The sequence below is a fragment of the Collinsella aerofaciens genome (assembly GCF_005845035.1).
Lineage (GTDB): Bacteria > Actinomycetota > Coriobacteriia > Coriobacteriales > Coriobacteriaceae > Collinsella > Collinsella aerofaciens_I.
In genome coordinates this window covers 84,822-111,099 of the sequence record NZ_SPFO01000003.1, presented here as the reverse complement: position 1 = coordinate 111,099, position 26,278 = coordinate 84,822, and the positions used below count along the sequence as shown (strand labels likewise).

The following is a 26,278-nucleotide window of genomic DNA, read 5'->3' as shown; positions in this document are numbered from 1 at the left end:
AAGGGATGTGAAATTAATAACGCTCGAAGAAGGCAAGCGCGTTGTCGCTGCAGAGCTTTTGCATCACGGTCTTGCCAAAATGCTTGGAAAGCATGTTCTGGAACTCGGGCATCTTGCTGGCATCGGAGAGGAAAGCGGGCACAGTGGCGCCGTCCCAGTCGCCGCCGAGCGCGATGACGTCCTCGCCGCCCAGGTCGAGCCAGTGCTCGATATGTGCCGCCAGCTGGTCGAAGGTGACGTCTGCGGCGGTCTTGTCGGTTGCGTCGTTGGAAAGGAACTCGCTGCAGTAGTTGAGGCCGACGATGCCACCCATGTCGCGAATGGTGCGGAACTGGTCGTCGGTAAGGTTGCGTTTGGCGCCGCAAACCGCACGGGAGTTGGAGTGGCTGGCGACGAAGGGACGCGTGGCGTGGGCGACAACCTCGTCAAAGCACTCATCGTTGAGGTGGGAGACGTCAAGTACCATGCCGGCGTGCTCCATCTGCGTAAGCGCCTCGATGCCGGCGGCGGTGAGGCCGGCGTGGGTGTCGTGGCCGCTCGCGAGCGGTCCCTGCGCGTTCCAGCTGAGTGACGACATAAGCACGCCCAAGCTCTTGAGCACCTCGATCAGTGCGGGGTCCTCGGCAAAGAACGTGGCGTTTTCGATGGTGTGGATGCAGGCGACCTTGCCGTCCTTGAGTGCGGGGCGAATGTCTGCGGCGCTGCGCACGTTGACCATACGGTCGTGGTTGAGCATTGCCTGGCCGCTCATGTGCGCCATGATCTGCGCCTGGAAGCGCGCGGCGTGGGCGGTGGGAATCTCATCGGGGACAAACGTGGCGAAGCACTGTGCCCACGGCGTGTTGCCGATCTTTGCGAGCGAGATGGCGCAGGCGTTGCCCTCGATGAGGTCGAAATCTTGCGGATGCGTTTCGTCGCCGGGGAAATAACCGTCGGTGCCGGCGGTAAAGCGCAGGTCGAGATCGAGCGTGGCCCAGCCGATGCGGTCGGCGGTGTCGCAGTGTAGGTCAAATACGGGATATGCCATGGTTCCTCCGGTTGCAGCGTTTCTTTGCAAACTGTCTTTGAATTGTATGACTAGGGTATAGTTAGCGCCATATGTTCACGGCGGCCCGCGTTGTGCGCCGCCCTTATCACGGAGGTTGCCATGTCCAACCAGGGCAAGAAGGTCAAGACTCATTATCGCGGCACGCTCGACGACGGCACGCAGTTCGATAGCTCCTACGATCGCGGCGAGCCGCTGGAGTTCACGTGCGGCGCCGGTCAGATGATCAAGGGCTTCGACGCCGCTGTTGTCGACATGCAGGTGGGCGAGAAGAAGACCGTGCACATTCCTGCTGCCGATGCCTACGGCGAGCACAACCCCGAGATGGTTATTACCTTCCCGGCCGAACAGGTTCCCAACATCGAGCAGATCGAGAAGGGCATGAAGCTTTTCCTGTCCACGCCGAGCGGCATGCCCGTCCCCGCCGTGGTCATCGACGTAACGCCTGAGGCCGTGACGCTCGACGCCAACCACGAGCTGGCCGGCAAGGACCTCAACTTTGATATCGAGCTCGTTGAGGTCGAGGGTTAGAGTATGCCTGAACGCTTGGTTTCGACGACATGCTTGGGAAATCTCAACGATCCGTCCTATGAACTCCTGCTCCGCCGGAATTTGGGCGGCGTCTTTGAAGTTGACGAGCTACTGCTCGATTGGGACCAGGCTGATACGCGCGCGTTTGTGGGCGTGACGGAGCTGGGGCGCACGATCGATGTTCGGCTGGATACTGCCGACGGCGGTCGTCTTGCCGACGGCGACGTGCTCGCCATCGACCGCTCGGGCATGGTGCCCGTGGCGGTTGTCGTGCGCCTGCGCAGCGCCGAGGTTTATTTGGTCGAAGTTGACCGAATGGATCCGATTGCGCTCGCGCATGCGTGCTGGGAAATCGGCAATATGCACGCGCCGCTTTTCCGAGGCGATTCGGACGAGCATACCGTGCGCATGTATACGCCGGTGCAGCCTGTTTTGGGCCGCATGCTCCGGGGCGTCGAGGGCGTACGGCTCTCGGTGGTTACCCGTGAACTCGATGCGGACCGGCGCTTTGCGTCGAGTGCGGCGGATGCCGTTGTGAGTATGGCTCCAGACTTTACGATCGTAAAGAAGGCGCGCGGTTAACGTGCGTATGAGTAAGACGGACTTTGAGAGGCAGCTATTCAAAGTCCGTCTTTCTGTTGATGAGATGCTGTGGGGGAAAGCATATGGGTCTTGAAGGAATCAAGCTGATTGCATGCGATTTGGACGGCACGTTGCTGCATCCGGGGGAGCACGAGCCGCGTTCCGAGGCCTTTGAGCTCATCGATGAGCTGCATCGTCGCGGTATCGTGTTTATGCCGGCGAGCGGTCGCCAATATGCGAGCTTGCGTTACCTCTTTGCGCCGGTGGCAGACGAGCTCGCCTATGTATGCGAAAACGGTGCCCTGGTCATGAGCGAGGGTCGCGCCGTCGTCAAGCGCTCCATGGAGCGTAGTCTTGCTATGGATATCGCGAATGCCGTGGTTGCGTATCCCCATGCCGACGTGACCCTTTCGTGTGAGGGACACCTCTACACCATGAGCGGCAACGATGCGTTCGTCGATCATTTGCGCTATGAGGTCCACTGCGATGTGGCGGTGGTCGACCGCCCCGAGGACATCGACGAGGACGTCATTAAGATCGCCTTCCAGACGCCCGAGGTGGATCAGCCGGCGGCCCTGGAGTATTTCGAGCGCCTCTTTAGCGACCGTGTTGACGTGATGACGTCGGGAACCGAATGGACGGACTTTATCGGTTTCGGTTCGGGCAAGGGCTCCGCGCTTGCCGATTATGGTCGTGCCCTGGGTATTTCGCCCGATGAGATGATGGCGTTTGGCGATAACGAAAACGACCGCGACATGCTCAACGTAGTGGGCCATCCTTATCTAATGGAGAGCTGCAATCCCTCTATGCGTGGCATCAACGACCACGTCCGTTACGTGCGCACGGTCGAAGAAGAACTGCGCCGTCTGCTCGCCGAGTAGGTTTTCGCGACATGCCTAGAAATGTACTGTTTGCTGTAGCGGATGGGCAAGTAGATTTGCGGGCACGCCTCAAAGACTACCGGCAGTCGGGGCAGAGACCCTCGAAGATGGTGTAGTGCGACGTGACGTGCCAGCCGATTTGCTCGGACGCTTTGGCGTCGAGCTGGGCATCGAAGGGGAGCGGTACGTCGATGACGCGGCTGCATGAGGTGCAGATGATATGCGCATGCGGCTCGATCGTGCGATCGAAGCGGCTGCCGCCCGGCGTCTTGATGGAGAGAATCTCGCCGGCGTCGGCCAAGAGATTGAGATTGCGGTAGACCGTGCCGCGGCTGATCTTGTCATCCTGTTCGCGCACGGCGTTGTAGATTTCGTCGGCGGTGGGATGGTTATAGCTTTGGCGCACGGCGTCAAGAACCAGCTTTCGCTGCCTGGTATTCCTTCTTTGCACCGCCATGCGCCTCGCCTCTTTTCTATCAACGGTCGTAGGTAAATGATACCGTATTTAGCACACAATACTAATAACGAGGCGTGAAACCGTCTTCATTGGTAAGTGGGGTTCGGGCCTGGGCGTCTACGAGGCGAAAACGCGTTCCCATGCGCTCGTAGGAGGCATGAAGCGCCTCGAGATGAGATAGGATATTTGCCGGAGCTCCCTGTATCTCCATCTCGACTGAGCCGTCTTCCATGTTGCGCACCCAGCCGGTGAGTGCACGTGCCTGCGCGAGGTTGGTGTTGGTAAAGCGAAAACCAACGCCTTGGACTTGCCCCGTCCAGTGCAGGAAATAGCGCAGGGGAGTGTCTTGAGTGGCCTCGTCGCTTGCGAGTACGGTAAGCCTGCGGCGCAGCTCGAGCTCGACGTTTGATGGTTTTTGAGGCTCTCGACTGCCGCCGGTGACGCTGGAGAAGAACGTATCGAAGAGGCCCATCGCTATGCCTGCTTGCCTGCGTCGGCCGGGAAGGTAATGCCGGCCTGCTGGCGCACGGCATCCATGATGCGCAGTGAGACGAGCGTGACATCGCGGTAGTGGCCAAGCTCGTGGCGTCCTGCCGGGGTCTCCCAAATCTCTTCCTTAATGTTATCGATGCCGCCGATGGCGGTGATAAAGTCTGTGAGTTCGTATTCCATAGTGTTGCTCGATTTGGGCAGGTCGAGCACGCGGCCGTTGTCTCCCTGTTCGCGCGGTGCCTCGGTCGCCGAGCCGCGTACGACGTCGCCGCGATAGTCGATGCGGACGTTGCGGGGCGTGGACAGATGGTCGATCTGGATAGTGCCACGCTCGCCTTCGATCTGCGAGGGCAGCAGGTCATTCGTAATTTTGGAGTGCGCGAGCTCGACGGAGATCCGGCCACCGCCGTAGCTGGCGAGGATGGAACCGCAGCCGTCGATGGGGCCGTGCGTGAGCTGTCGCGTGGTGGGGTCGAGCAGAGTAGTCATGCTCGTAAGGCCGGAGGGCATGCCGAAAATCTCGACCATGGGCTCGACGGCGTAGACGCCAATGTCCATGAGGGAACCCGATGCCATATTGCAGTCGAAGATATTGGTGGCGCGTCCCGCGAGAATCTCGTTGTAGCGCGAGGAATACTTGCCAAAGCGCAATGAGGCGCGGCGGATGGGGGCGATCTCGCCCAGGGCGTCCTCGATGGCGTGGAAGGCGGGGTCGTGGAGGGGACGCATGGCCTCGAGGGCCACGACACCTGCTGCCTCGGCAGCGCGGAAGACTTCCAGCGCCTGCGCTTCGGTGGCGCAGAAGGGTTTCTCGACGATGACGTGCTTGCCACCGGCGATGCAGGCAAGGGCCTGCTCGTAGTGGAGCGCATTGGGGCTGCCGATGTAGACGGCGTCGACGTCGTCGGCGGACGCAAGCTCGTCAAGTGCGGTGAAGTTACGCTCGCCGCCGTGTTCGGCGGTAAAGGCGGCGCCGCGCTCGGCATCGCGCGAGAGCGTGCCCACAAACGCGGCTTGGTCGTTGGCGTTGACGACCTGGATAAAGTCGTCGGTAATCATGGATGTGCCGATGGTCGCTATACGCAGCATGTATCCCCCTCGTGCCGTTCGGTTTACAGGATGAGTGTAGCGCGAGGGGGCAGGAAATAGCGTGCGAAAACGCCGTTACAGGTCGCTCTCGTTAAAGCCGGTGTCGATATCGAGGTTACTGCCGTCGGCCGCCGTGGTGGCGAGCTCATCGCAGCGCTCATTGAGCTCGTGACCGGCGTGACCCTTAACCCAGATGAACTCAACCTTGTGCTTGCTTTTGGCGGTGAGTAGGCGCTCCCACAGGTCGCGGTTCTTGACGGGCTGCTTGTTGGCGGTTTTCCATCCGCGCTTTTTCCAGCCGTCGATCCAGTGCTTGTTAAAGGCGTTGACGACGTACTGCGAATCGGAATGGACCTCGACCTCGCAGGGGCGGTTAAGTGCCTCGAGCGCCACGATGACCGCCATGAGCTCCATGCGGTTGTTGGTGGTCTTGGCGTAACCGCGCGAAAGCTCGGAGGTGAAGGTCTTGCCGGCGGGGTTGGTGTATTTGAGCACGGCGCCGTAGCCGCCGCGTCCCGGATTTGATCGGGCCGAGCCGTCGGTATAGATGATGACCTTCACGGGCTTCCTTTCGTTGGGTACGTTTCGTGTGAGTGACCATTGTAGCGCCATGCCCGCCGGGGGCTAGCATTCTACGATTTCTACCCCGTCTTCCGACAGTTAGTTGGCATGGATGATGCGGTTGAGCTCGTCGAGGTATTGCTGCAGGAGGGGAGAGGGCTTGCGCTCGTCGTGCATGATATAGCCTACGTGCATCGTTGGGGCGTCTGCTAACGGGATCGATGCCATACCCCATTGCATTTCATTGGAGAGGACACCGGTCGACAGGGTGTAGCCGTTCGACGTGATAAGTAAGTTAGTAAGTGTTCCGCGGTCCGAGATTCGTATGTTGCGGTCGCAAGGGATATAGCTAAAAGGTTCCTCGGCGTAATAGAAGGAGTTTGAGGTTCCCTGCTCAAAGCTATAACGCGTATAGGGTGTGAGGTCGGCAAGGGACAGCTGCGGGCGGCGGGCAAGCGGGTGGCGCTCGCTAACGAAGACGTGGACCGTCGCGTCGAATAGGGGATGGAAGCTCGCGCGCGCATCGGCAAAAGCCTTCTGCAGAACGCGGGCGTTAAAGTCGTCCAGATAGAGGATGCCGATGTCGCTGCGAAACGCGCGGACGTCATCGATGATCTGCGATGTGGTGGTCTCGCGCATGACGAACTCGAACTTGCTGTCGCGGCAGCGCTCGACCACGTTGACAAAGGCCTCGACCGAAAAGGCGTAGTGCTGGGCGGAAATGGCGAGGCGGGCTTGCGGGGTGCCGCCGTCCTCGTAGCGCGCCTCGAGCATGTCGGCCTGCTCTACGACCTGGCGCGCATAGCCCAAAAGCTCGGTGCCGTCGTTGGTGAGTGCAACACCACGGCTAGAGCGCGTAAAGATTTCGATATGAAGTTCCTGTTCCAGGCTTTTGACGGCGTTTGAGATGTTGGACTGAGCGGTATAGAGGCGCTGAGCTGCGGCGTTGATTGAGCCGGACTCTGCCACGGCGATCAGAAAACGAAGCTGCTGAAGGGTCATCGGTGCCCGTCCTTTCGATAGCTATCTAAAAAACCGATAACAGGTTAGCGCTTTTAAGTGATTGACCGAGCGAAACAATGCTCGTACTATTCAAAACACACAAAGGCGGTAGGTAATTAAGCCGACCACGGAACCGGGATGCGAAAGGAGGCCCGCATATGAATTGCTTACCAAGACGAATGCCGGGCTCCTGTTTGCGTCCGTCGGCGTGATCAGGAGACAGCGACTTACTTCTCTTACTCTTATTACTTTTATTCGATCAAGGAGATCATCATGAGCCAGTTCATCAACAACCCCGAGCACACCTTTGGTTTCGATACCCTGCAGCTTCACGTTGGCCAGGAGAGCGCCGATCCCGCATCCGACTCCCGCGCCGTGCCTATCTACCAGACCACGAGCTATGTGTTCCGCAATTCCCAGCACGCCGCCGACCGCTTTGGTCTTGCCGACGCCGGCAACATCTACGGCCGTCTGACCAACTCCACCCAGGGCGTCTTCGAGGACCGTATCGCCGCACTCGAGGGTGGCGTGGCAGGTCTTGCCGTCGCCTCCGGTGCCGCTGCCATCACCTATACCCTGCAGGCTCTCGCCCAGGCCGGTGACCACGTGGTCGCCCAGAAGACCATCTACGGCGGTTCCTACAACCTGCTGGAGCATACGCTCTCCCAGTTTGGCGTCGAGACCACGTTTGTCGATGCCCATAACCTGGAAGAGGTTGAGGGTGCCATCAGGGACAACACCACGGTCATCTATCTCGAGACGCTCGGCAACCCCAACTCCGACATCCCCAACATCGACGCCATCTCCGAGATCGCTAAGAAGCACGGTCTGCCGGTTGTCGTCGACAACACCTTCGGCACCCCGTATCTGTTCCGTCCGCTGGAGCATGGTGCCAACATCGTCGTTCACTCCGCAACCAAGTTCATCGGCGGCCACGGCACCTCGCTGGGCGGTGTGATCGTCGACGGCGGTAACTTTGATTGGAAGGCGAGCGGCAAGTATGCGCAGATCGCCGAGCCCAACCCCTCCTACCATGGCGTCTCGTTTGCCGAGGCTGCCGGTCCCGCCGCCTTCGCAACCTATGTCCGCGCTATCTTGCTGCGTGACGAGGGCGCCTGCATCAGCCCGTTCAACGCCTGGATCCTGCTCCAGGGCACCGAGACTCTGTCGCTGCGCGTTGACCGTCATGTCGAGAACACCAAGAAGGTCGTTGAGTTCCTGGTTGGTGACAGCCATGTCGCCAAGGTGAACCACCCGAGCCTGTCTGAGCACCCCGATCACGAGCTCTATCAGAAGTACTTCCCCCGTGGCGGTGCCTCGATCTTTACCTTTGAGATTAAGGGTGGCCAGGAGGCAGCTTGGAAGTTCATCGATCATCTGCAGGTCTTCTCGCTGCTCGCCAACGTGGCCGACGTCAAGTCGCTCGTCGTGCACCCGGCTACCACCACGCACTCCCAGCTCTCTGCCGAGGAGCTCGCCGAGCAGAACATCACGCCCTCCACGATCCGTCTTTCCATCGGTACCGAGAACGCCGAGGATATCATTTGGGATCTGAAGCAGGCCTTCGCCGCGCTGGACGAGTAAGGCGACTTGTGCAAGGACCCCATGCGACTCGATAGGTATAACTGCATAAAATGCCTGCTCAAGGCGCCTATGCGAACAATGGTTGCACAGGTGCCTTTTTTGCATAGAGCGGGTGCAAAAACAGGGTTTTTGACACGCTTTATGCATTCGAGTTGTGGAAAACTCCTGTTGAGAGGATGTGAGTTTTACGCAATTGACGTGCACCTTTTAAGTAAAACCGCAGGTCGCGATGTGCTCGGGGTACTATGCAGCGCGATCGAATCACACGCAGCTCAAACGCAGCAAAAACGCACTACGGAGGTTTCCAGCTACATGAGGATCGATTCACGAAAACCGAAAGCCGCCGCCCTTTCCGCCGCTCTGACCGTGGCACTTTTGGCGGGCGCCGGTGCAACTGATGCCCACGCCGCAACACTGTCCGATACGGTTGGATCTACGCCGTCCGAGACGACGCTGGTACAGCCCGTTGACTATCGCGGCGACGGTTATGGTTCCATGCAGGAGTGGAACGCCTCGATGGAGGCCAAGCGCGATTCCCTGGAGATGCGCGCTCAGATCATCATGAACATGTACGGTGACTATGCCACCGATGACGAGCGCGCTGTACTGCAGGGTTGTATCGACGGTGCGGGTAGCCTGTTGACGATGGGGGAGGTCGACGCGAAGTCGACCGAGCTCGATGAGCTGCGCACTGCGCTTGAGGATGCCAAGCGCGAAGCGCTCGAGGCTGCTGCCGCCGAGGCGGAGGCTGCCGAGGCCGCCCAGGCTTCGTACTACAACGCCGGTTACACTCCGTCCTACGCGTCTGCCGCGTCCTACGCGAACGGATCGGGCCTGACGCGCTCTGCGGGTGTCAATAACTACAACGGGCGCCGCGAGACCTATTACAGCAGCAATGTGCTTTATCACTATCGCACGGGCGAATGGACTCAGGATTCTGAGGGCTTCTGGCGCGATTCCGACGGCTATTACGTTGTTGCCGCGGGCGATATGGCCCAGGGCTCGACCTTTACGGGCTCCAAGGGTGATTGCAAGGTCTATGACTCCGGCTGCGCTGCCGGAACCACCGACTACTACACCGGTTGGTAATCTTCCATAAGCAAAATGGGCACATGATGGGCGGGCGTCTTTACTGAGCCTTTGGGCACAACGTAGAGGCGTCCGTTTTTTGTGCGTGCTTGAGTTAACAGAGCGCTTACCGTGGCAGTACGCCGCGCATATGGGCGCGGGGCACACTAGTTCATGAGAAATAAGGTCTTTCTCGTGGAGGAAGTGGTCTTGTGAACGCTCGAGATATCGCCGTTGCCGCCGTTGCATTGACGCTTGGTTGCCTTGGTCCTACGGCCGCGCTCGTCGCGGGTATGCAAGGGTCTTGTGGGGCTGCCTCTATCGTGGTCGGCGCGCTGATCGCGGCCGCACTGCTGGGAAGTGCGGGTGTAGTCCTTTGTCGCGACGATGAGGGCCAGGCGTCGGAGTCGCAGCTCTAACCGTTGTGAAGCTGATTTTTGGCCAAAGATGAAAAAGGAAGCCGCCGCGAGGGGAGTGCCCCTTGCGGCGGCTTTGCCATTGGATCTGTTGGCTGCAGTATGCCGAGCACTACCAGCTGCTTTCTATTTCGCGAATCCTCTGGTAGAGCCAATCGTTTTGCGGCACTTGGATATCGTGTTTGGCGGCCAGGCGGCAAATGGTGCCCGCGAACTCCTCGACTTCGGTTTTTCGTTGTGCGATGCGGTCCTGCGCCATCGAGGGCATACCGGTGGGGTCGATTCCCTCGATGAGGTGCACCATTTGCGTCAGGTCTGCCTCGGTCAGCTCAACGCCCTCGGCGTTGGCAACCGCAAGCGTCTCGCGCATGGCGGAGACAAAACAGCGGCGCTGCTCGGAGCCCGGCTCCGTGGCGCTTCCGTAGGTCCCGCCGTAGGCCATGCAGGTCTGGTTGATGCCGTCGTTGAGCATGAGTTTGGCCCACATGCGGTGCGCAATGTCGCTCTCGACGGTATGGGCGATGCCGCAGCGCGTATAGAGCTCGTCGATGGCGGTAACGGTTGCGGGCTTGGTGCCCGCTGCCGCGCCAAAGCGAATCTCGCCCGCATTGGTAAAGGTGAGCTCTCCGTTGAGGAACACGGCGTCCATGCCTTGGCAGATACCAAGAACGGTATGCTCCCAGCCAAAGCGTTCGGCAATCTTTTGCTCGCTCGTAATGCCGTTGCACAGCGAGGCGATGAGCGTGTTGGGTCCTACGGCGCGCTCCATAGTCTTGAGTGCTTGGTCGAGACCGGTGGTCTTGACCGTCAGGATGACCAGATCGGCGGGTGTCGCCTCGCTGGCACGGACGGACGTGAGATCGCAGGGTTCGCCGTTGACGGTGAGCGCGTCGTTCGCATGACGCTCAAAACGAGCGTCATCCATGACGTATTCGACGGCGTCATTGCCGAGGGCCTTGGCAATCATGCTGCCGTAGAGCAGGCCGACGCCGCCCTTGCCGACAAAGGTGACCTTGTTGATCTGCATGTGAATCATCTCCTCACAGAAAGGCGCCCGCGTGCGGGGCGCCTGATGGATTGTATGCCGCCGGAGCATGTAGCGTGCACCGGAGGCTGAATTTAGAAGAACAAACGCATGGGAACTTATGCCGCGGGGCAGATGGCAAAAACGCGTGCGGGATATCCAACGCCATCGCGCACCTTGGGGAAGGTGCAGAAGATGACGGCACCCGTGGCGGGAAGCTCGTCCAGATGGTCCATGACCTCGATCTGATAGCGGTCGACCGAGAGGATGTATTGCTCGCCGGGGTAGGGGTAGGCGGTCATGCCCGGCTCCTTTCATCGGGCTTTTTGCTGATGTTAAAGCGGTGCCGTGACGGCCTGATTTCTGCTGCGTTACGATACGTTCTCAATTGCGATTCCGATGTGTTTCGATGACGTGACGGGTTTGTTTCGCCTTGTCAGGGCTTCGATGGGAGGGGAGGGGCCGTGCAATATCGCGTTGACCCCAAAAGCGGCAACCGTATCTCGGCGTTGGGGCTGGGCTGCATGAGGTTTCCCGGTGCGCCGGGACGCCCGGATGCGAAGGCAGCCGACGCCATCATCTCCCGTGCGGTGGAGCAGGGGATTAACTACCTGGACACGGCCTATCTCTATCCCGGCAACGAGGCTTGTGTGGGCGCTTCGCTTGAGCGCCTAGGCCTACGCGACCAGGTTTTGCTCGCGACCAAGCTGCCACATGCTTCGTGCAAATGCGCGGAGGATTTCGACCGGTTCTTCGACGAGCAACTGCGCCGCCTGCAGACCGACCATATCGACTATTACCTCATGCACAACATTACCTCGCCCGCCCAGTGGGAACGTGTGGTGGCGTTGGGCATCGAGGACTGGATCGCGCATCAAAAGGCGGCGGGGCGCATTCGCCAGATTGGTTTTTCGTACCACGGCAGCGCGGCGGACTTCCTTACGATGCTTGACGCATATGACTGGGATTTTTGCCAGATCCAGTACAACTATGCCGGCGAGCATTACCAAGCGGGAACGGCGGGACTCATGGCCGCCGCCGAGCGAGGCCTCGCGGTGTTTGTGATGGAGCCGCTGCTGGGCGGGCGTTTAGCGGGCAAGCTGCCGCCACGGGCCCGCGCTGTGCTCGATAGTGCCCGTGACCCGCATTTGAGCACTCCTGCCGCCTGGGGTCTTTCGTGGGTGTGGAATCATCCTCAGGTGACGATGCTGCTTTCGGGTATGACCGATACCGCGCAGGTGGACGAGAATTCGTCACTGGCAGACCTCGTGTTGCCGAATTCGATGACTGCCAACCAGCTCGACACGATTGCGCGCGTGTTGATGGAGTTTGAGAAATCGAACCGTGTGCCCTGCACGGGATGCGGCTACTGCATGCCATGTCCCAAGGGTATCAACATTCCCGGCTGCTTTGCCGCCTACAACGCGAGTTATGCGCACAGCTGGTTTACGGGTCTATCGCAGTACTTTACGGCGAGCGCGGTGCGTACAAGCGAGGCCAAGCTGGTGAGCAATTGCGTCAAGTGCGGCAAATGCGCGCGCCACTGCCCACAGCATATCGATATCCCCGAGCGTCTCGATGACGTGCGCCGACGCTTCCAGCCGGGCCCCGTAACGGCCATGCTTAAAGTCTTCAGCAAAACTCGCTCCTCATGACCCTTTTATATCTTGTGATGGAATAGTTCCTGTTTGCGGCAGAATAGGGCGATAGCAGGAACTATTTTGCCGCAACTGATGGGAGGCTATCGTGGGTGACCGAGGTTTACGTAATGATTCGCGTGAGGTTCGTTGGGGCATTTTGGGCGCTGGGCACATTTCTCATCGATTTGCATCGTCGCTCAAGAAGGTCGACGGGGCACGGCTGGTGGCTGCGGCCGGTCGCACTCCTGCACATGTCGAGGAATTTTGCCGAGCGTTTTCGATCGATGCTGCGCATGGCCATGCCTCGGCCGACGATAGCGGCGATGCGGCTTATGACGCGCTGATTGCCGACCCCGATGTCGACGCAATCTACTTGGCTCTTCCGCATGGCATGCATACGCGTTGGGCCTGTCGCGCGCTGCGCGTCGGAAAGGCCGTGCTGTGCGAAAAGCCGGCCGTTTTGAGTGAGGAAGAGGCTCTCTCGATCGCCTCCACCTCTCGCGAGCGCGGCGTGCTGTTTATGGAGGCGATGAAGAATCGGTTTTGCCCGATGCGCACTCGCGTGAAAGACTTGCTTGCGTCGGGTGAGCTTGGCCGTATTGTCTCGATTGAAAGCGTGCAAAAGCTCGATTACGGCGAGTCTCCTTCGGGCTATCTGCTTGATCCGTTGCAGGGCGGCTGTCTATATGACATGGGCTGTTATGCGGTCGGTTGGTTTGAGGATTTGCTCGCGGGCGCGTGCGAGGTTTCGTCCCGTGAAGTTCGCTGGCGTGACGTATCGGGCGGTCGCGTCGATTGGGCCGACGAGATCCATATGAGCGTCGGCGGTACACCCATTCATATGGTGTGCGACGGCGAAGCAACATATGAAAGCCGCTTAACGATTGCCTGTGAGCGGGGCTCGTTGGAAATCGAGCGGCTCCATCGCCCCGAGCTCGCTCATGTGAAGTATTCCGACGGTCGAACGCTAGAAATAAATGCTCCGTTTGAGATCGATGATTTCTATGGCGAAATCCAGCATGCGACTCAGCTCATCCGGGCGGGGAAACTCGAGAGTCCCGTCATGCCCCTTGCCGCCACGCAGCGCTGCGCACGCATCATCGATGCGATTCGTTTGAAACTTTAGGGCGTGGGGGGCATGGCACCAGCGCTTGGAATGCCTGGAGGCCTTTGTCCCTGATGCCCCTTTTATAACTTGCGGTGGAATACGGTCTGTTTGCGCCAAAATAGGGCACCAATAGACCGTATTTCACCGCAACTGATGAGGAGGGAGCTGGAGATGCTGACGATCGGGTGTCATCTTTCGACGACGAAGGGCTATCGGGCAATGGGGGAGACGGCGTTGTCCATTGGCGCCAATACCTTTGCGTTCTTTACGCGCAACCCGCGCGGTGGCAAGGCAAAAGACCTTGACATGGATGACGTGGCGGCCCTGCGCGAGCTTATGGCGCAAAACGACTTTGGACCGCTCGTGGCTCATGCCCCGTATACCTATAACCCCTGCTCAACCAAAGAGCGGGCGCGCGAGTTTGCCCTGGAGGCCATGGCAGAGGACCTGCGGCGCATGGAGGCGCTGCCCGGCAACTACTACAACTTCCATCCCGGTGCGCATGTGGGGCAGGGCTCCGACGCCGGCATTCAGATGATTGTCGACACCCTGTGCCAGGTGATGTTTGAGGGCCAGCAGACGACGGTGTTGCTCGAGACCATGGCCGGCAAGGGTACCGAGGTGGGCCGCAGCTTTGAGGAACTGGCGTGCATTATCGAGGGCGTTGCCGCCAAGTGCCCAGAGCTGTCCGATAAGCTGGGCGTTTGTTTGGACACCTGCCATGTGAGCGATGCCGGCTACGACATCATCCATGATCTGGACGGCGTACTCGACGAGTTCGACCGCGTGGTGGGTATCGATCGCTTGCACGCCGTACACATCAACGATTCGAAGAACCCTTGTGGCGCCCATAAAGATCGTCACGAGTGCATCGGCAAGGGATACCTTGGCAGCGAGGAATTTGGTGGCGGTATGCAGGTTATGCAGAATATTGTATCGAATGGCCACTTGCGTTCGCTTCCGTTTATTTTGGAGACTCCGAACGAACTTGCAGGTTATGCAGCTGAAATTAGACTATTAAGGTCATTGCAGCAGTAATGACTGTCACAAAGTGGAGTATTCCATTCACGTTATGGGTTTGTTTCAATCAGTTTTCTCATTGCAGATTCGTAATTCCGGGTGCATAATAGCCAACAGTTTTTGCAGACCTCTGAATCAAACGAGGTCACCGGAAGGAGACTGATTATGAAGCTGAAGAAGCTTGGCGCATTTGCCGCCACGGGTGCTATGGCGCTCGCCCTTGCTCTGACGGGCTGCGGTTCGTCCAACGCCACCTCTGGTTCTGATGCCGGTTCCAGCAGCTCTGACGACGCTAAGGTCGAGAAGGTCGACGGCTCCAAGGAGTACGCGCTCGTCAAGGACGGCACGCTGACCGTCGGCACCTCTGCCGAGTACGCGCCGTTTGAGTATAAGGATGACAACGGCGACTACCAGGGCTTTGACCTTGAGCTCATCAAGGCTATCGGTGACAAGCTGGGTCTGGATGTCGAGTACGTCAACAACGACTTCGACACGCTGGTTCCGGGCGTCGCTTCGGGCGCCAAGTATGACGTCGCCATCGCGGCTATCACCGACACGCCCGAGCGTGAGAAGGAAGTCACTTTCTCTGATTCCTACTACATGGACGATCAGGCTATCGTGACCAAGGTCGATAACACCGACATCACGGCCGACAACTACAGCGAGAAGCTCAACAACGCCGACGCTACCATCATCGTCCAGTCTGGCTCAACCGCCGAGGCTTTTGCCCAGGAGAACTTCCCCAAGGCCAAGATCGTCCCCTACAAGGACGCCACCGAGTGCTTCAGCGCCCTGCAGTCCGATAAGGGCGACGCCGTAGTCACCAACCGCTCCGTTGCCAGCCAGCTGACCGCCGAGCAGTTCAACACCTGCCAGACCATCAAGCAGATCAGCACCGGCGAGGAGTACGCCATCGCCATCAACCAGGGCAACACCAAGCTCAAGGACGACGTCAACCATGCCATCAAGGACCTGACCGACGACGGTACCGTCGACGCCCTCATGGCTAAGTACAACATCAAGTAAAATAGCTACTTGATTGCGCGCGGGCCCTTTCCGTTTTGGCGGGAAGGGCCTTTGCGCTTCTCTTGACGGAGAGCGTTTCCGTCTCGTTTTGCCGGCAACTTCTACGATAGGAACCACCTTGTCTCGACTGAACAAAGGGGCCGCGGAGCAGCGTTTTCCACTGCCCTCGATGCTCCAAAAGCTGGCCTGTGCCCTGGCTGTGGCGCTCGCCCTGGTATGCGCGGGGGCCTGCGTGCCCACGACCGCCCAGGCGCTTGAGACCGCAAAGATTACCGCCCGACCCAATACCGGTTCGGGTAGCGATGTGGTCGGCGGCACCGAGACGCGCATCACTTGGGAAGTTCAGGCCGATGCCGACGAGGAGCTGAGCGGTCTTTCGCTGACATTTGCCGATGGCACGACCTTTGGCGCGGACGACACGCGCCTGACGATGCTTTCGGGCGATGACCTCATGGACCGTACGCCCATGAAGCCTACGTGTAAGGTCGACGGCCAGACGCTCAAGATCGACTTTGGCGAGACGGCGCCCGCTGGCGGCTATTTCCGCGTCGAGGTCTACGGCGTGACCTTCCCCGTCGAGGGCGGCGACGAGGCCTTTAGCGGTACCTATACGCTCGCTGACGGGTCGACCAAGAAGATCTCCAAGATTCCGCCGGTGGAGATCAAGGGCGTGACGGCCTTCGATAACTTCCTGGCCGACCTTAAAGAGCAGCCGTGGGTCGAGGCGTGGAACTCCAATATGTTCCTGCGCCTGTTCCTGAACCCGGTCATTTTGGTCCAGAGCCTGCCGATCGTCTTCAAGGGCTTCCTCATGTCGCTTTCGATCGTGCTTGTGGCGTTTCCGCTGGCAATTCCCTTCGGTTTCGCCCTGTCGCTCATGCGCATCTCCAAGTCGCGCATCCTGCGCTGCCTCGCCGGCATCTACGTGAATATCATTCGCGGTACGCCGGCGTTCCTGCAGATCTATATCGCGTTCTTCGGTCTGCCGCTCGCCGGCGTCAAGGTAGACGATTATGTCCTGGGCGTCATCGTCATGGCCATGAACTCGTCTGCCTACCTGTGTGAGATCTTCCGCGCCGGTATTCAGTCGATCCCCAAGGGCCAAAACGAGGCCGCTCGTTCTCTGGGCATGAACGCGTTCCAGACGCTGCTCTACGTTATGATTCCGCAGACGTTCCGTAATGTCCTGCCTACGTTGACCAGTGAGTTCATCCTGCTTTACAAGGATACGTCGCTGCTTGCGGCCGTGGGCGTGGTCGAGATCGTCATGAACGCCCGTACCATCGTGGCCACGACGGGCTCCATTACACCGTACGTGGTTGCCGCCCTGTTCTATCTGGTCATCACCCTGCCGCTCGCTCGCTTGGTGAGCGGTCTTGAGGCGAGGCTTTTGGGCACGACCGAGACCAAGAAGAAGCGTCCCGCCAAGAGCGCCGGACAGGTTGTCGCGACGCCTGCCGATCACATCGCCGGTCTGTAAGGAGGTCCTATCATGAGCGAAACCAATAACTCGAACGAGGTCGTCGTCAGTATCAAGAACCTCCAGAAGGCCTTTGGCGACAACGTGGTCCTGCGCGATATCGATCTGGATGTGCACAAGGGCGAGGTCGTCGTAGTTCTGGGTCCCTCGGGCTCGGGTAAGTCGACGATGCTTCGCTGCATTAATCGTCTGGAGCATCCCACGAGCGGCTCGATTATCGTTGAGGGCGTGGATGTGTGCGCCAAGGGTGTCGACCTCAACAAAGTGCGCACGCACCTGGGCATGGTTTTTCAGCAGTTCAACCTGTTCCCGCACCTGTCGGTCAAAAAGAACGTCATGCTTGCGCAGCAAAAGGTGCTCAAGCGCAGCAAGGAAGAGGCCGAGAAGATCGCCGTCGAGGAGCTCACCAAGGTCGGTCTGGCCGAGCGCATCGATTTTATGCCGAGTCAGCTTTCGGGCGGCCAGCAGCAGCGCGTTGCCATCGCCCGCGCCCTGTCGATGAACCCGCACGTCATGCTCTTTGACGAGGCCACGTCGGCGCTTGACCCCGAGCTTGTCCGCGACGTTCTGGGCGTCATGCGCGACCTGGCACGCGATGGCATGACCATGATCGTCGTGACGCACGAGATGGGCTTTGCCCGCGACGTCGCCGACCGCGTCGTCTTTATGGACGGTGGCGTTATCGTGGAAGAGGGCACGCCGAGCGAGGTCTTCGACCATCCCAAGAGCGAACGCACCAAGGCGTTCTTGGGCAATATCTCGTAGCCGGTTGATGTAACTGCCGTTACTAAAGAGCGGGGGCTGGACTTGAATCCAGCCCCCGCTCTTTTGTAGGGATGAGGATGCGCTTTGATGCAGGCTCTTTTGGAGGTCCTGGGTTCGTTACGCGAGCTCGGCTCCGAGGGCCTTGCAAGCGGTCTCGCCCTCATCATCGGGCGCATCGTAGCAAATGACGGAATCGACGACGTTGACGCCCGCCTCGTCGGCATCGGCCTTCCAGTTGTCCATCCACTCGCCCTCGGCCCACGAATAAGAGCCAAAGAGGACGACCTTCTTGTCGCCGAGGGTCTCCTTGACCTCGTCCCACATAGGCTGGAACTCGTCATACTCAAGCTCCTCGGAACCCATGGCGGGGCAGCCGAAGGCAATGGCGTCATAGCTGGCGGCCTTGTCTGCGGAGAAGTCGGCGCAGGAAATGACCTCTGCCTCGGCGCCGGCACCGGTTGCGCCCTCGGCAACGAAGTTTGCCATGGCCTCGGTGTTGCCTGTACCGCTCCAGTAGACGACGGCGATCTTGCTCATATGTTTTCCTTTCGGTTGTGCGGCGTGCGGCCGCGTCTTGTATGCTCTATCGGGTTGCCTGGACAAGTTGTCCCAGGGTGCAGCCCTGTTGATAGATGTAGGTAAGGTATTGCGTGCATGCGCGATAGGAATCGAAGGTCGTGAGCGCCTGCTCAACGTTTGTGTATACCTTCCATGCGCCAAAGACCTTATAGTTTTCGCCGTGCTGGACGATAAACTGATGGACATCTTCGTAGGGATAGCCCAAAAAATAGCCAATTTCGTGGGGGAACTCGCATATGCACCCCGTATCGCAGTGCCTATTTCGCGCGAGTGCGCAGACGCTGCCGTCATAGGCGCTTTCTGCGGCATTGCTGCTTGCCAACGTGATGCGCGCGGCGAGATGCACCAGGGATGCGGGCAGGTTGTGGACATCGTAACCTTCGGCGGCTAGCGCCGTCGTGGCACGGGGGTCGGAGAGGTATCGCATGAGGTCCGCAGGGCGATACACATAGATGAGCGCTCCGCAGGGGCGCCAGACCAAAACGCTCATATGGATTCCGAGTGGCTGGAGCTCGCGGTTGCATTGGGCTATGACGGCGAGCAGGCGAGAGCGTCGCTCTTCGATATGGGCGGCGCCGGGTTTTCCGTTTTGGTTGGCGTAAACGCCGGGATAGGTAAAGAGCGAAGCCGGCTTGATACCTGCGAGCGTAGGGGAGCAGTTGCGCACGACAGCCGTTTGGTATGTTGGGATGTCAATGGTTCGAGTCACGATGCTCCTTTCGGGTCCTCAGTTGTTAGCCTAGGAAAACTTATACACGAAAGTAAGCCATGGTCAACAAAAAAGTTTGAAGAGGGAAACTAATTGACCGAACGGACACGATTTTGGGTTAAGATGGGGACACCCCGTGGGGGTATCTAGATAGTGCTACTTGAAAGGGGAACGCATGAGCGACTTGCTCAACCCTGCGAATCTCATCGTGTTGGCCGTCATTGCCGTCGGCATGTTTTTTGGACTGCGTCGCATTGTCGCTTCGACACACGGAAAGAGCTGCTGCAGCGATGGCGCGAGCGGTAAGAAGGCCAAAAAGGTTGTTGTGGTGGATACCGATGCATCGCACTATCCCTATAGCGATGAGCTGCTCATCGGCGGCATGAGCTGTGACGGCTGCGCTCAGAACGTAGCCAATGCTCTCAATGCGCTGGATGGTGTGTGGGCTACGGTAACGTACGCGAACCACACAGCGCGCGTGCGCTCCAAGCGGCCGATCGATCGCGGTGTCCTTGAGACGGCCGTGAGAGATGCGGGTTACTACGTCATGACGCTGTAGACCTTGCCTTGGATGCGCGTCCTTGTCTAGGCTCGTCCGCGTAGCTCAATGTTTTGGATGTCGTCGAAGTCGATGGCGATGTCTCGGAGCTTGAGTAGCTTGAAGGCGGGGAGCACCTCGTCAAGGATACCGGTGCGGGAGCGATAGCCGTACGTATCGTAATAGGTGACGCGGACCAGGTCGCCGCGTTTGAGGCCCTCGAGCTTTTTCGAAAGTTCGAGGGCTTTTTCTTCTGTGAGTTCGCATTTTGGCTCGGCGGTGATCTCTTGTTTACGCACGAGCTCGTAGTATCCCGTGAGGGCGGCAAAGGGCATAAACTGCGCGGCACGGCCGGCACGGACGGTGCCGTTGGCGGTGAGCTTTGGGTCGGCGGAGCGACGTCTTCCCTCGGGGTCCGCTAGGCGTTCAAAAGGTGTCGGTGGCCGCATCGGCTGTTGTCGGGACTTAGGCACGATGTCCTCCTACCTGATCGTTGCGTTCGCGCGCGGTGGCGCCGGCGGTAAAGCTCAGCCCCTTAACCAGCGCGTTCTTGCCGTATTTGCCTTTCACGGCCAGCACGGCGCGTGCCAGGTCGCGCTCGCGCTCATCGGCCTCGATATCGCTGAACAGATCGATGGTGGCAAATTCCTCGGGCATGAGGTTGCCAAATCCCAGATTGATGCGCTTGACCGGTCGTTTGGGATCGACAGTCTGCGCCCAGAGCTCATCGAAATAGCCCATGATCTTCTTGAACGAATTGGTACGCTCGGGCAGCTTTCGCGAGGCGTTGGAGTGCGCAAAGAGTGCGGCATAGCCACCGCGCGGTTTGCCGCCATGCTCTCCCACAAAGATGCCGTCGATTGCCTGCGCTTCGCGCACCAGGCGACGCCGTTCATCATCGCGCTGGACGGGCTTGGGCGCACGGGGCGCGAGCTCGGGACCGGCGGTTGCGGTGGGTTCGATACTCGACGTGCTCGAGCGCAGGTGTCCGCATCCGTCCACATATTGTGCTGTACCGCTGGCGTCGAGGCGGCGTATGTCGGCGCGTTCGCTTGCATAGCCCACAAAGAGCGAGATGCTGTCGCACACCACGTGTTTGTCGATCAAATCCAGCACGGCGGCATCGACCATCTCGCGCAAGACGGTGTAGGCCTGTTCGTAGGCATAGCCCTTCGAGAGCACCTGTCCTGTGGTAGTTGAGGTTGCTTGCGGGCGATAGGCTTGGATATCGGCGATGGTTGTTGGCTCGCGCCCGAAGGCGTGGTCGATAAGATATTCGGCATTGACGCCGAGCTCGTCGTAAAGCAGGTTTTCATCGAGCGCGGCGACGCCCATCAGGTCGTAGACGCCGTACTTTTCGAGGCGGGCCGCCACGCCGGGACCGATACCCCAGATATCGGTGATGGGACGATGGGGCCAGATCTCCTCGTGAAAGGTCTCGTCGTCGAGTATGCCGATGCGGCTGGGTACGTGCTTGGCGGTGATATCGAGCGCTACCTTGGCCTGGAATAGGTTGGGGCCGATGCCGACCGTCGCCGTGATGCCGGTGCGCGCGAGGACCTCGTCGCGCAACATGCAGGCGAAGCCTTCCGCATCGGTGTGATAGAGGTCCAGATAGGGTGTCACGTCGATAAAGCACTCGTCAATTGAGTAGACGTGAACGTCTTGCGGACTCACGTATTCCAGATAGATACCGTAGATTTGCGCCGACACCTCCATGTAGTGCTGCATGCGCGGTACGGCCTTGATGTAGTCGATGCCGTCGGGAATTTCGAACAGACGGCAGCGATTGCGTATCCCGAGGTCCTTCATGGCCTGTGTGATGGCGAGGCAGATGGTCGTGCGTCCGCGCGATTCGTCGGCAACGACCAGGCACGTAGTGAGTGGGTCGAGTCCGCGGTCGACGCACTCGACGCTGGCGTAAAACGTCTTAAGGTCGATGCAGATATAGGTGTGACGCTCGTGCCCCACGCGTCCTCCCATCAAACACATGTTCTTATCGAATACATGTTCGATAATAGCCGCTCATCCGGACATCGTCAAAACCTGTCCCTTTTTAGCAGGTATGGTCGTGCGGCTGCATCGTGTTTTAACGCAGCTCTAAAGAGCGCGAAACAGCTCGGAAAACCTCGCTTCGTAGCATGAGCCTAACGATTGATACCGCCTATACGCACGGAAGGGTTGTGGGAAAGATGGTCAATTATGGGTTTGGTATGCCGACGCGCCTTGTTGCGGATGGAGACGTGGCTCGCTGGTGTGGACGATTGGTCGCTCACTACGGCGGCACCAAGGCGCTGGTCGTGCTGGGCGGTGACAGGCATACGCGTGATGAGCTCGTCTCGGCGGCGCTCGGCTCGCTTGATCGAGCTCTGCTCGAGCGCGTGCTTTTTCGCCGCGGCTCGGTTGAGGGCGACGGGGGAGACGAGCTGATCGACGAAGCCGTGGCCCTGGCGACCGACGAAGGCGTGGACTTTGTCCTTGCGATCGGCGATGCCGATACTGCCGGCTTTGCACGCGAACTCGCGCGTCGCATGGCGGCGCTCGATGCCGGCGAAGACGGTTTTGTCCCTTATGGATGTATTGTCTCGGCGGGCAAGGTGCCTGCCGTCGTGGGAGCCGGCGAAGTTCCCGTTTTTGCCATTATCGCTCCTGAACTGCTTGAGGGCATTGGGTCTCCTCTGCGCGAGTTGCTCGGCAGCGTGTGCGCCGCGGCCTAATATCTGCCATAAATGGATGGGTTATTTTTGGTAGGTAAAGCGTTTGACCTGCCAAAATAAACCTGTCCCTTTTTGGTCGGTCGCCGTTTGGGGGCGGATTGGCAACGCTCGCTGATTACGGTCTTGACCTGCGCTAGAATAGGATTATCTGATTATCCGGGCGCATGGAGGTATGCGCCCGTATGTTGAGGAGGACTTTATGGCAACTGTTGCCGCACCTATCGACGCTACGTCGACCGCCGCTTGGAAGGCGCTCGAGGCCCATCAGGAGAAGCTCGAGGCCGAGGGTATCGACCTTAAGGCATGGTTCGCTGCCGATGCGGAGCGCGTGAACAAGCTGAGCTTTGACGCCGGTGACCTGCACTTCGACCTGTCCAAGAACCTGGTGACCGATGAGACCGTCAAGCTGCTGTGCGATCTTGCCCGCGAGGTGAAGCTCGAGGAGCGCCGCGACGCCATGTTCTCCGGCGAGCACATCAACACCACCGAGGACCGCGCCGTCCTGCACACCGCGCTGCGCCGCCCGGCAAGCGAGAAGGGCCAGCTCATCGTCGACGGCCAGGATGTCGTCGCCGACGTGCACGAGGTCCTCGACCGCATGTACGCCTTTGCCGAGCGCGTGCGCTCCGGTGAGTGGAAGGGCGTTACCGGCAAAAAGATCGAGCACCTGGTGTCCATCGGCATTGGCGGCTCCGACCTGGGCCCGGTCATGGCTTACGAGGCCCTGCGCCCCTATGCCGACGCCGGTATCGATTGCCGCTATATCTCCAACATCGACCCCAACGACCAGGCCGAGAAGCTCAAGGGTTTGGATCCCGAGACCACGCTCGTGATCATCGTCTCCAAGACCTTCACCACGCTCGAGACCCTCACCAACGCTCGTGAGGTCAAGACCTGGATGCTCGAGCAGCTCAAGGCTCAGGGCGCCATCGACGGCTCCGATGAGCAGAACGCCGAGGCCGTGGCCAAGCACTTCGTCGCTGTCTCCACCGCACTCGAGAAGGTCGAGGCCTTTGGCATTGACCCCGCTAACGCTTTTGGTTTCTGGAACTGGGTCGGCGGCCGCTACTCCGTCGACTCCGCCGTGGGCTTGTCGCTGATCGTCGTGCTCGGCCCCGAGCGCTTCCAGCAGTTCCTCGAGGGCTTCCACGCCATCGACGAGTACTTCTGCAATACCCCGCTCGAGAACAACGCCGTCGCGCTGATGGGCCTGCTCAACGTCTGGTACGTCAACTTCTTCGGTTCCAAGAGCCACGCCGTGCTGCCGTATTGCCAGTACCTGCACCGTTTCCCGGCCTACCTGCAGCAGCTCACCATGGAGTCCAACGGCAAGCATGTCCGCTGGGACGGTAGCGCTGTGACCTCCGACACCGGTGAGATCTTCTGGGGCGAGCCCGGCACCAACGGTCAGCACGCCTTCTACCAGCTGCTGCACCAGGGCACCGTGGTGGTCCCGGCCGACTTTATCGCTTTCGCCAACACTGCCAACCCCGCAACCGACAGCGGCCAGGATGTCCACGAGCTGTTCCTGGGCAACTTCCTGGCCCAGACCAAGGCGCTCGCCTTTGGCAAGACGGCCGATGAGGTGCGCGCCGAGGGCACGCTCGAGCAGATCGTCCCGGCTCGTTGCTTTGAGGGCAACCGTCCGACGACCTCGATTTTCGGCGACACGCTGACCCCGTTTGCCCTTGGTGAGCTCATTGCCCTGTACGAGCACATCACGTTTGTCGAGGGTACGGTCTGGGGCATCGATTCCTACGACCAGTGGGGCGTCGAGCTGGGCAAGCAGCTTGCCAAGCAGATTACCCCTGCCTTCCACGACGACGCCGCCAAGGCCGAGCAGGACGCTTCGACCCAGGCGCTCATCGAGTTCTATCGCGCGCATCGCAAGTAGTCGCTGCTGTTAACGCATCGCGCCTTATAGTCAGGGGCCCGTATCCTATCGGATGCGGGCCCCTTTGCTTTGCCGTGGTCCCGGGGCGCACGGCCTTTGTGGAACATCGCCGGGGCGTCGCGCGCTGCGAGAACCCTGCGTCTAGATCTCGGCCTCCGCATGGCCTCGCTGCGCCTCGGGCAGCTCCCCGTAGAGCGGATGGTCTTCGAGCCTAAAGCGCTCGACCTGTTCGGGAGTGCGACCGCGTACAAAGAGCCACGAGCGATCAATCGGCGTCGCCATGAGCGTGCTGGGCAGCGCGTCGGCGCGGTCGGAAAACACCCGGGCGCTCTCGGGATCCTGGAACGCCAGCACCAGATGCGTGTCGCAGTTGCCCATGATGGAGCGTGCGCGTGCCTCGCCATAGAGCGCATCGAGCTGATTGGTCGACTGCAATAGCAGCGTTGCCCAGATGTTGCGGCTTCGGATAATCGAGAGCACGTTGTCGATCTGGGGGATCTGCAGATTTGCGAAGTCATCGAGCATAAAGCGCACGGGCACGGGCAGGCTGCCGTCGGGCTGCCTATCGGCCTCACGAATGAGGCCCATAAACGCCTGCGAAATAAAGAGGCCGGTCAGCGGATCGAGATTGCGGTCAATATCGCTTACGGTTACAAACAGGGCGCAGGGGGTGTGTCCCATGGAAGCGAAGTCCACCTGATGGCACTCACGATAGAGCTGTGCCGCACCGTCGAATCCCAGACACATGACCTTTTCGGCAAGGATGCCGACGATGCTCGCGTGCATGCGCTCGGCATTTTGCGTAATGGCGTAGCGCCGCCATAGCGAGAGGGCATAGCTTTGGGGGTCGGTCGTGATCAGATCGTCAAACAATCGGGCCGTGGCACCGTCCTGCAGGTGCTCGATCAGCTTGATGACCGAGCTGATCGTCTGCTCGTCGGCGGGTAGCTGTTCGGTGACGTAGGCGATAAGACACGACAGCAGGTTTGCCGCCGCATGATCCCAAAAAGGCTGGTTGTTGTCCTCGATGGGGCAGATGGCCTTTGCCACCGAGAGGATGTCCTGCTGGTTGGGCCTGCCGTCCGCCTTGCGGCGAATGTGCCTCAGGGGGTTGTAGCCGCAGCGCTCGATGCCGGGCGCAAGGGCCGGGACGGTGTTGAGGTCGGCGAAGTTGAGACATTGCACGCGGTAACCGTGGGCTGCCAGCACGGGCCCCACTTCGCGACAGAGCGTGCCTTTGGTGTCGAGCACGATGTAGCTTGCGTTCATTTGCAGCAGGTTGGGCTTGAGGACGTTTCGGGTCTTGCCGGCTCCCGAGGGGCCGATCACAAGTGCATTGTTGTTGAGTCCCGTTTGGCGGGTGTCGCAGGAAAGCGTTCGATCTTTGGCGAGGATGGTGGACGATGCGGACTCAGATGCGGCGAGGCGGCTGGCGAGGTTAGACATGGGCGACCTCCTTGGTGGTCGAGAGGATTTCGTGGGCAAAGCCGAGCTCGACGGCGCGCTCGGCCGAAAGGTAGGTGTCTTTTGCAGTGAGGGACTGGATGCGCTTGGGCGTGAGGCCGCTGCGGTCCGAGAGGATTTGCGTGAGGGTCTTGCGGGTCTGCATGAGACGCCGGCTGGTTTCCTGCAGCGCAAGTGCCGAGCCGCCTGCCCCCTGGGGGATCAGCGGGTCGTGAATCATGAGCTCTGCATGGGGCGCCATACGGCGATCGTCGCCGCCCATAAAGATCACGGCGCCCATGGATGCGGCGAATTCCAGGCAGACGGTGCGGATGGGGCACGATGCGAGGCGCATGGCGTCATAGATCGCAAGACCCGATCGCACGCTTCCGCCGGCGCTGGCGACAAATATGGTGATGGGACGGCTGGGGTCGGTGGCATCGAGCAGGCGGATCTGCTGGCATAGGTCGTGGGCCATCGGGGTTTCGATGTTTCCCATGACGGAGAGCTCGCGACGGGCGAGCATCTCATCGTAAATGCTGGTGAGCGTGATACCTCGGGCGGATTCACGCATGGTGAGGGGGCTGATGATGGGGGAATGATTGGTGTCCATGAGGACTCCTTTCT

Annotated in this window: 29 protein-coding genes; 15 read left to right on the top strand and 14 right to left on the bottom strand. The window is 59.7% G+C overall.

Annotation, left to right across the window (positions count from 1 at the left end):
* Positions 1-13: 13 nt before the first annotated feature.
* On the bottom strand, positions 14-1,027 hold the full coding sequence (locus FGQ67_RS02450) for a dipeptidase (protein WP_138339826.1): 1,014 nt from the start codon (positions 1,025-1,027) through the stop codon (positions 14-16).
* 120 nt (positions 1,028-1,147) lie between these two features.
* On the opposite strand from FGQ67_RS02450, the gene FGQ67_RS02445 reads away from it, so the two are divergent.
* The 3 genes from FGQ67_RS02445 (at position 1,148) to FGQ67_RS02435 (ending at position 3,039) form a co-directional block, all read left to right on the top strand.
* The gene (locus FGQ67_RS02445) at positions 1,148-1,576 is read left to right on the top strand and encodes an FKBP-type peptidyl-prolyl cis-trans isomerase (RefSeq protein WP_055286916.1); all 429 of its coding nucleotides are present in this window, start codon (positions 1,148-1,150) and stop codon (positions 1,574-1,576) included.
* A 3-nt stretch (positions 1,577-1,579) separates the two neighbouring features.
* Complete coding sequence (locus FGQ67_RS02440) at positions 1,580-2,158, top strand: urease accessory protein UreE (protein WP_138339825.1); 579 nt, start codon at positions 1,580-1,582, stop codon at positions 2,156-2,158.
* A gap of 83 nt (positions 2,159-2,241) precedes the next feature.
* On the top strand, positions 2,242-3,039 hold the full coding sequence (locus FGQ67_RS02435; RefSeq protein ID WP_171025147.1) for an HAD-IIB family hydrolase: 798 nt from the start codon (positions 2,242-2,244) through the stop codon (positions 3,037-3,039).
* Between the two features lie 76 nt (positions 3,040-3,115).
* On the opposite strand, the gene FGQ67_RS02430 is transcribed toward FGQ67_RS02435, so the two are convergent.
* The 5 genes from FGQ67_RS02430 to FGQ67_RS02410 form a co-directional block, all read right to left on the bottom strand.
* Positions 3,116-3,496, bottom strand: a complete 381-nt coding sequence (locus FGQ67_RS02430; RefSeq protein WP_171025146.1) for a Fur family transcriptional regulator — start codon at positions 3,494-3,496, stop codon at positions 3,116-3,118.
* Positions 3,497-3,557: 61 nt separating this feature from the next.
* Positions 3,558-3,968, bottom strand: coding sequence for an acylphosphatase (locus FGQ67_RS02425; protein WP_138339823.1), 411 nt, complete (start codon positions 3,966-3,968; stop codon positions 3,558-3,560).
* A gap of 2 nt (positions 3,969-3,970) precedes the next feature.
* A complete protein-coding gene (locus FGQ67_RS02420) occupies positions 3,971-5,077 on the bottom strand; it encodes a Gfo/Idh/MocA family protein (protein ID WP_138339822.1) in 1,107 nt (368 codons plus the stop codon).
* Positions 5,078-5,152: 75 nt separating this feature from the next.
* Positions 5,153-5,689 (bottom strand): ribonuclease HI, encoded by a 537-nt coding sequence (gene rnhA / locus FGQ67_RS02415; RefSeq protein ID WP_117637459.1) that lies wholly within the window; start codon positions 5,687-5,689, stop codon positions 5,153-5,155.
* A 48-nt stretch (positions 5,690-5,737) separates the two neighbouring features.
* Positions 5,738-6,640, bottom strand: coding sequence for a LysR family transcriptional regulator (locus tag FGQ67_RS02410; protein WP_138339821.1), 903 nt, complete (start codon positions 6,638-6,640; stop codon positions 5,738-5,740).
* A gap of 273 nt (positions 6,641-6,913) precedes the next feature.
* Here FGQ67_RS02410 and FGQ67_RS02405 point away from each other — a divergent pair, with 273 nt between their 5' ends.
* From FGQ67_RS02405 to FGQ67_RS02395, 3 genes are all read left to right on the top strand, one after another.
* A complete protein-coding gene (locus FGQ67_RS02405) occupies positions 6,914-8,224 on the top strand; it encodes an O-acetylhomoserine aminocarboxypropyltransferase/cysteine synthase family protein (RefSeq protein WP_138339820.1) in 1,311 nt (436 codons plus the stop codon).
* Between the two features lie 312 nt (positions 8,225-8,536).
* Positions 8,537-9,313: a hypothetical protein gene (locus FGQ67_RS02400; RefSeq protein ID WP_138339819.1), complete on the top strand. Its 777-nt coding sequence runs from the start codon at positions 8,537-8,539 to the stop codon at positions 9,311-9,313.
* A 191-nt stretch (positions 9,314-9,504) separates the two neighbouring features.
* Positions 9,505-9,711, top strand: coding sequence for a hypothetical protein (locus tag FGQ67_RS02395; protein WP_138339818.1), 207 nt, complete (start codon positions 9,505-9,507; stop codon positions 9,709-9,711).
* A 109-nt stretch (positions 9,712-9,820) separates the two neighbouring features.
* On the opposite strand, the gene FGQ67_RS02390 is transcribed toward FGQ67_RS02395, so the two are convergent.
* Positions 9,821-10,735, bottom strand: a complete 915-nt coding sequence (locus FGQ67_RS02390; protein WP_249934363.1) for a ketopantoate reductase family protein — start codon at positions 10,733-10,735, stop codon at positions 9,821-9,823.
* 116 nt (positions 10,736-10,851) lie between these two features.
* Positions 10,852-11,034: a cyclase family protein gene (locus FGQ67_RS02385; protein ID WP_138339816.1), complete on the bottom strand. Its 183-nt coding sequence runs from the start codon at positions 11,032-11,034 to the stop codon at positions 10,852-10,854.
* Positions 11,035-11,196: 162 nt separating this feature from the next.
* Between FGQ67_RS02385 and FGQ67_RS02380 the strand changes: the two genes are divergently transcribed.
* The 6 genes from FGQ67_RS02380 (at position 11,197) to FGQ67_RS02355 (ending at position 17,771) form a co-directional block, all read left to right on the top strand.
* Positions 11,197-12,387 carry an aldo/keto reductase gene (locus FGQ67_RS02380; RefSeq protein WP_138339815.1) on the top strand — a complete coding sequence of 397 codons (1,191 nt, stop codon included), beginning with the start codon at positions 11,197-11,199 and terminating at the stop codon, positions 12,385-12,387.
* A gap of 91 nt (positions 12,388-12,478) precedes the next feature.
* Positions 12,479-13,498: a Gfo/Idh/MocA family protein gene (locus FGQ67_RS02375; protein WP_138339814.1), complete on the top strand. Its 1,020-nt coding sequence runs from the start codon at positions 12,479-12,481 to the stop codon at positions 13,496-13,498.
* Positions 13,499-13,651: 153 nt separating this feature from the next.
* Complete coding sequence (locus FGQ67_RS02370; RefSeq protein WP_138339813.1) at positions 13,652-14,518, top strand: deoxyribonuclease IV; 867 nt, start codon at positions 13,652-13,654, stop codon at positions 14,516-14,518.
* Positions 14,519-14,665: 147 nt separating this feature from the next.
* The gene (locus FGQ67_RS02365) at positions 14,666-15,526 is read left to right on the top strand and encodes an ABC transporter substrate-binding protein (protein WP_138339812.1); all 861 of its coding nucleotides are present in this window, start codon (positions 14,666-14,668) and stop codon (positions 15,524-15,526) included.
* Between the two features lie 118 nt (positions 15,527-15,644).
* Positions 15,645-17,006, top strand: coding sequence for an ABC transporter permease subunit (locus FGQ67_RS02360; protein WP_249934362.1), 1,362 nt, complete (start codon positions 15,645-15,647; stop codon positions 17,004-17,006).
* A 12-nt stretch (positions 17,007-17,018) separates the two neighbouring features.
* On the top strand, positions 17,019-17,771 hold the full coding sequence (locus FGQ67_RS02355; RefSeq protein WP_055286888.1) for an amino acid ABC transporter ATP-binding protein: 753 nt from the start codon (positions 17,019-17,021) through the stop codon (positions 17,769-17,771).
* Between the two features lie 117 nt (positions 17,772-17,888).
* Here the strand turns inward: FGQ67_RS02355 and FGQ67_RS02350 are convergent, their stop codons facing one another.
* Both FGQ67_RS02350 and FGQ67_RS02345 read right to left on the bottom strand, forming a co-directional pair.
* Positions 17,889-18,308, bottom strand: coding sequence for a flavodoxin (locus tag FGQ67_RS02350; protein WP_055251430.1), 420 nt, complete (start codon positions 18,306-18,308; stop codon positions 17,889-17,891).
* A gap of 46 nt (positions 18,309-18,354) precedes the next feature.
* On the bottom strand, positions 18,355-19,059 hold the full coding sequence (locus FGQ67_RS02345) for a DUF3793 family protein (protein ID WP_161144863.1): 705 nt from the start codon (positions 19,057-19,059) through the stop codon (positions 18,355-18,357).
* Between the two features lie 175 nt (positions 19,060-19,234).
* On the opposite strand from FGQ67_RS02345, the gene FGQ67_RS02340 reads away from it, so the two are divergent.
* A complete protein-coding gene (locus FGQ67_RS02340) occupies positions 19,235-19,618 on the top strand; it encodes a heavy-metal-associated domain-containing protein (protein WP_138339809.1) in 384 nt (127 codons plus the stop codon).
* A gap of 26 nt (positions 19,619-19,644) precedes the next feature.
* On the opposite strand, the gene FGQ67_RS02335 is transcribed toward FGQ67_RS02340, so the two are convergent.
* Positions 19,645-20,070, bottom strand: a complete 426-nt coding sequence (locus FGQ67_RS02335) for a hypothetical protein (RefSeq protein ID WP_249934361.1) — start codon at positions 20,068-20,070, stop codon at positions 19,645-19,647.
* The gene (locus FGQ67_RS02330; protein ID WP_371740567.1) at positions 20,063-21,589 is read right to left on the bottom strand and encodes a Y-family DNA polymerase; all 1,527 of its coding nucleotides are present in this window, start codon (positions 21,587-21,589) and stop codon (positions 20,063-20,065) included. Before FGQ67_RS02330 ends, FGQ67_RS02335 begins: the two co-directional genes overlap by 8 nt.
* A gap of 200 nt (positions 21,590-21,789) precedes the next feature.
* Here FGQ67_RS02330 and FGQ67_RS02325 point away from each other — a divergent pair, with 200 nt between their 5' ends.
* Together FGQ67_RS02325 and pgi are read left to right on the top strand one after the other, a co-directional pair.
* Positions 21,790-22,314: an iron-containing alcohol dehydrogenase gene (locus FGQ67_RS02325; RefSeq protein WP_171025145.1), complete on the top strand. Its 525-nt coding sequence runs from the start codon at positions 21,790-21,792 to the stop codon at positions 22,312-22,314.
* A 199-nt stretch (positions 22,315-22,513) separates the two neighbouring features.
* Entirely contained in the window at positions 22,514-24,208 is a 1,695-nt protein-coding gene (gene pgi / locus FGQ67_RS02320) for a glucose-6-phosphate isomerase (protein WP_138339807.1), read from the top strand.
* A 141-nt stretch (positions 24,209-24,349) separates the two neighbouring features.
* Here pgi and FGQ67_RS02315 read toward each other — a convergent pair whose 3' ends face one another.
* On the bottom strand, positions 24,350-25,654 hold the full coding sequence (locus tag FGQ67_RS02315) for a VirD4-like conjugal transfer protein, CD1115 family (RefSeq protein WP_138339806.1): 1,305 nt from the start codon (positions 25,652-25,654) through the stop codon (positions 24,350-24,352).
* Positions 25,647-26,264 (bottom strand): ATP-dependent Clp protease proteolytic subunit, encoded by a 618-nt coding sequence (locus FGQ67_RS02310; protein ID WP_022094432.1) that lies wholly within the window; start codon positions 26,262-26,264, stop codon positions 25,647-25,649. Before FGQ67_RS02310 ends, FGQ67_RS02315 begins: the two co-directional genes overlap by 8 nt.
* Between the last annotated feature and the right edge of the window lie 14 nt (positions 26,265-26,278).

Excerpts from the sequence above, each read along its gene's own strand:
- FGQ67_RS02325 (WP_171025145.1), top strand. The coding sequence starts at position 21,790 with ATGGTCAATTATGGGTTTGGTATGCCGACGCGCCTTGTTGCGGATGGA.
- FGQ67_RS02425 (WP_138339823.1), bottom strand. The coding sequence starts at position 3,968 with ATGGGCCTCTTCGATACGTTCTTCTCCAGCGTCACCGGCGGCAGTCGA.
- FGQ67_RS02440 (WP_138339825.1), top strand. The coding sequence starts at position 1,580 with ATGCCTGAACGCTTGGTTTCGACGACATGCTTGGGAAATCTCAACGAT.
- FGQ67_RS02445 (WP_055286916.1), top strand. The coding sequence starts at position 1,148 with ATGTCCAACCAGGGCAAGAAGGTCAAGACTCATTATCGCGGCACGCTC.
- FGQ67_RS02350 (WP_055251430.1), bottom strand. The coding sequence starts at position 18,308 with ATGAGCAAGATCGCCGTCGTCTACTGGAGCGGTACAGGCAACACCGAG.
- FGQ67_RS02420 (WP_138339822.1), bottom strand. The coding sequence starts at position 5,077 with ATGCTGCGTATAGCGACCATCGGCACATCCATGATTACCGACGACTTT.
- FGQ67_RS02385 (WP_138339816.1), bottom strand. The coding sequence starts at position 11,034 with ATGACCGCCTACCCCTACCCCGGCGAGCAATACATCCTCTCGGTCGAC.
- FGQ67_RS02330 (WP_371740567.1), bottom strand. The coding sequence starts at position 21,589 with ATGTGTTTGATGGGAGGACGCGTGGGGCACGAGCGTCACACCTATATC.
- FGQ67_RS02340 (WP_138339809.1), top strand. The coding sequence starts at position 19,235 with ATGAGCGACTTGCTCAACCCTGCGAATCTCATCGTGTTGGCCGTCATT.
- FGQ67_RS02410 (WP_138339821.1), bottom strand. The coding sequence starts at position 6,640 with ATGACCCTTCAGCAGCTTCGTTTTCTGATCGCCGTGGCAGAGTCCGGC.
- FGQ67_RS02450 (WP_138339826.1), bottom strand. The coding sequence starts at position 1,027 with ATGGCATATCCCGTATTTGACCTACACTGCGACACCGCCGACCGCATC.
- rnhA (WP_117637459.1), bottom strand. The coding sequence starts at position 5,689 with ATGGCGCTACAATGGTCACTCACACGAAACGTACCCAACGAAAGGAAG.
- FGQ67_RS02400 (WP_138339819.1), top strand. The coding sequence starts at position 8,537 with ATGAGGATCGATTCACGAAAACCGAAAGCCGCCGCCCTTTCCGCCGCT.
- FGQ67_RS02365 (WP_138339812.1), top strand. The coding sequence starts at position 14,666 with ATGAAGCTGAAGAAGCTTGGCGCATTTGCCGCCACGGGTGCTATGGCG.
- pgi (WP_138339807.1), top strand. The coding sequence starts at position 22,514 with ATGGCAACTGTTGCCGCACCTATCGACGCTACGTCGACCGCCGCTTGG.
- FGQ67_RS02435 (WP_171025147.1), top strand. The coding sequence starts at position 2,242 with ATGGGTCTTGAAGGAATCAAGCTGATTGCATGCGATTTGGACGGCACG.
- FGQ67_RS02355 (WP_055286888.1), top strand. The coding sequence starts at position 17,019 with ATGAGCGAAACCAATAACTCGAACGAGGTCGTCGTCAGTATCAAGAAC.
- FGQ67_RS02370 (WP_138339813.1), top strand. The coding sequence starts at position 13,652 with ATGCTGACGATCGGGTGTCATCTTTCGACGACGAAGGGCTATCGGGCA.
- FGQ67_RS02310 (WP_022094432.1), bottom strand. The coding sequence starts at position 26,264 with ATGGACACCAATCATTCCCCCATCATCAGCCCCCTCACCATGCGTGAA.
- FGQ67_RS02315 (WP_138339806.1), bottom strand. The coding sequence starts at position 25,654 with ATGTCTAACCTCGCCAGCCGCCTCGCCGCATCTGAGTCCGCATCGTCC.
- FGQ67_RS02405 (WP_138339820.1), top strand. The coding sequence starts at position 6,914 with ATGAGCCAGTTCATCAACAACCCCGAGCACACCTTTGGTTTCGATACC.
- FGQ67_RS02430 (WP_171025146.1), bottom strand. The coding sequence starts at position 3,496 with ATGGCGGTGCAAAGAAGGAATACCAGGCAGCGAAAGCTGGTTCTTGAC.
- FGQ67_RS02390 (WP_249934363.1), bottom strand. The coding sequence starts at position 10,735 with ATGCAGATCAACAAGGTCACCTTTGTCGGCAAGGGCGGCGTCGGCCTG.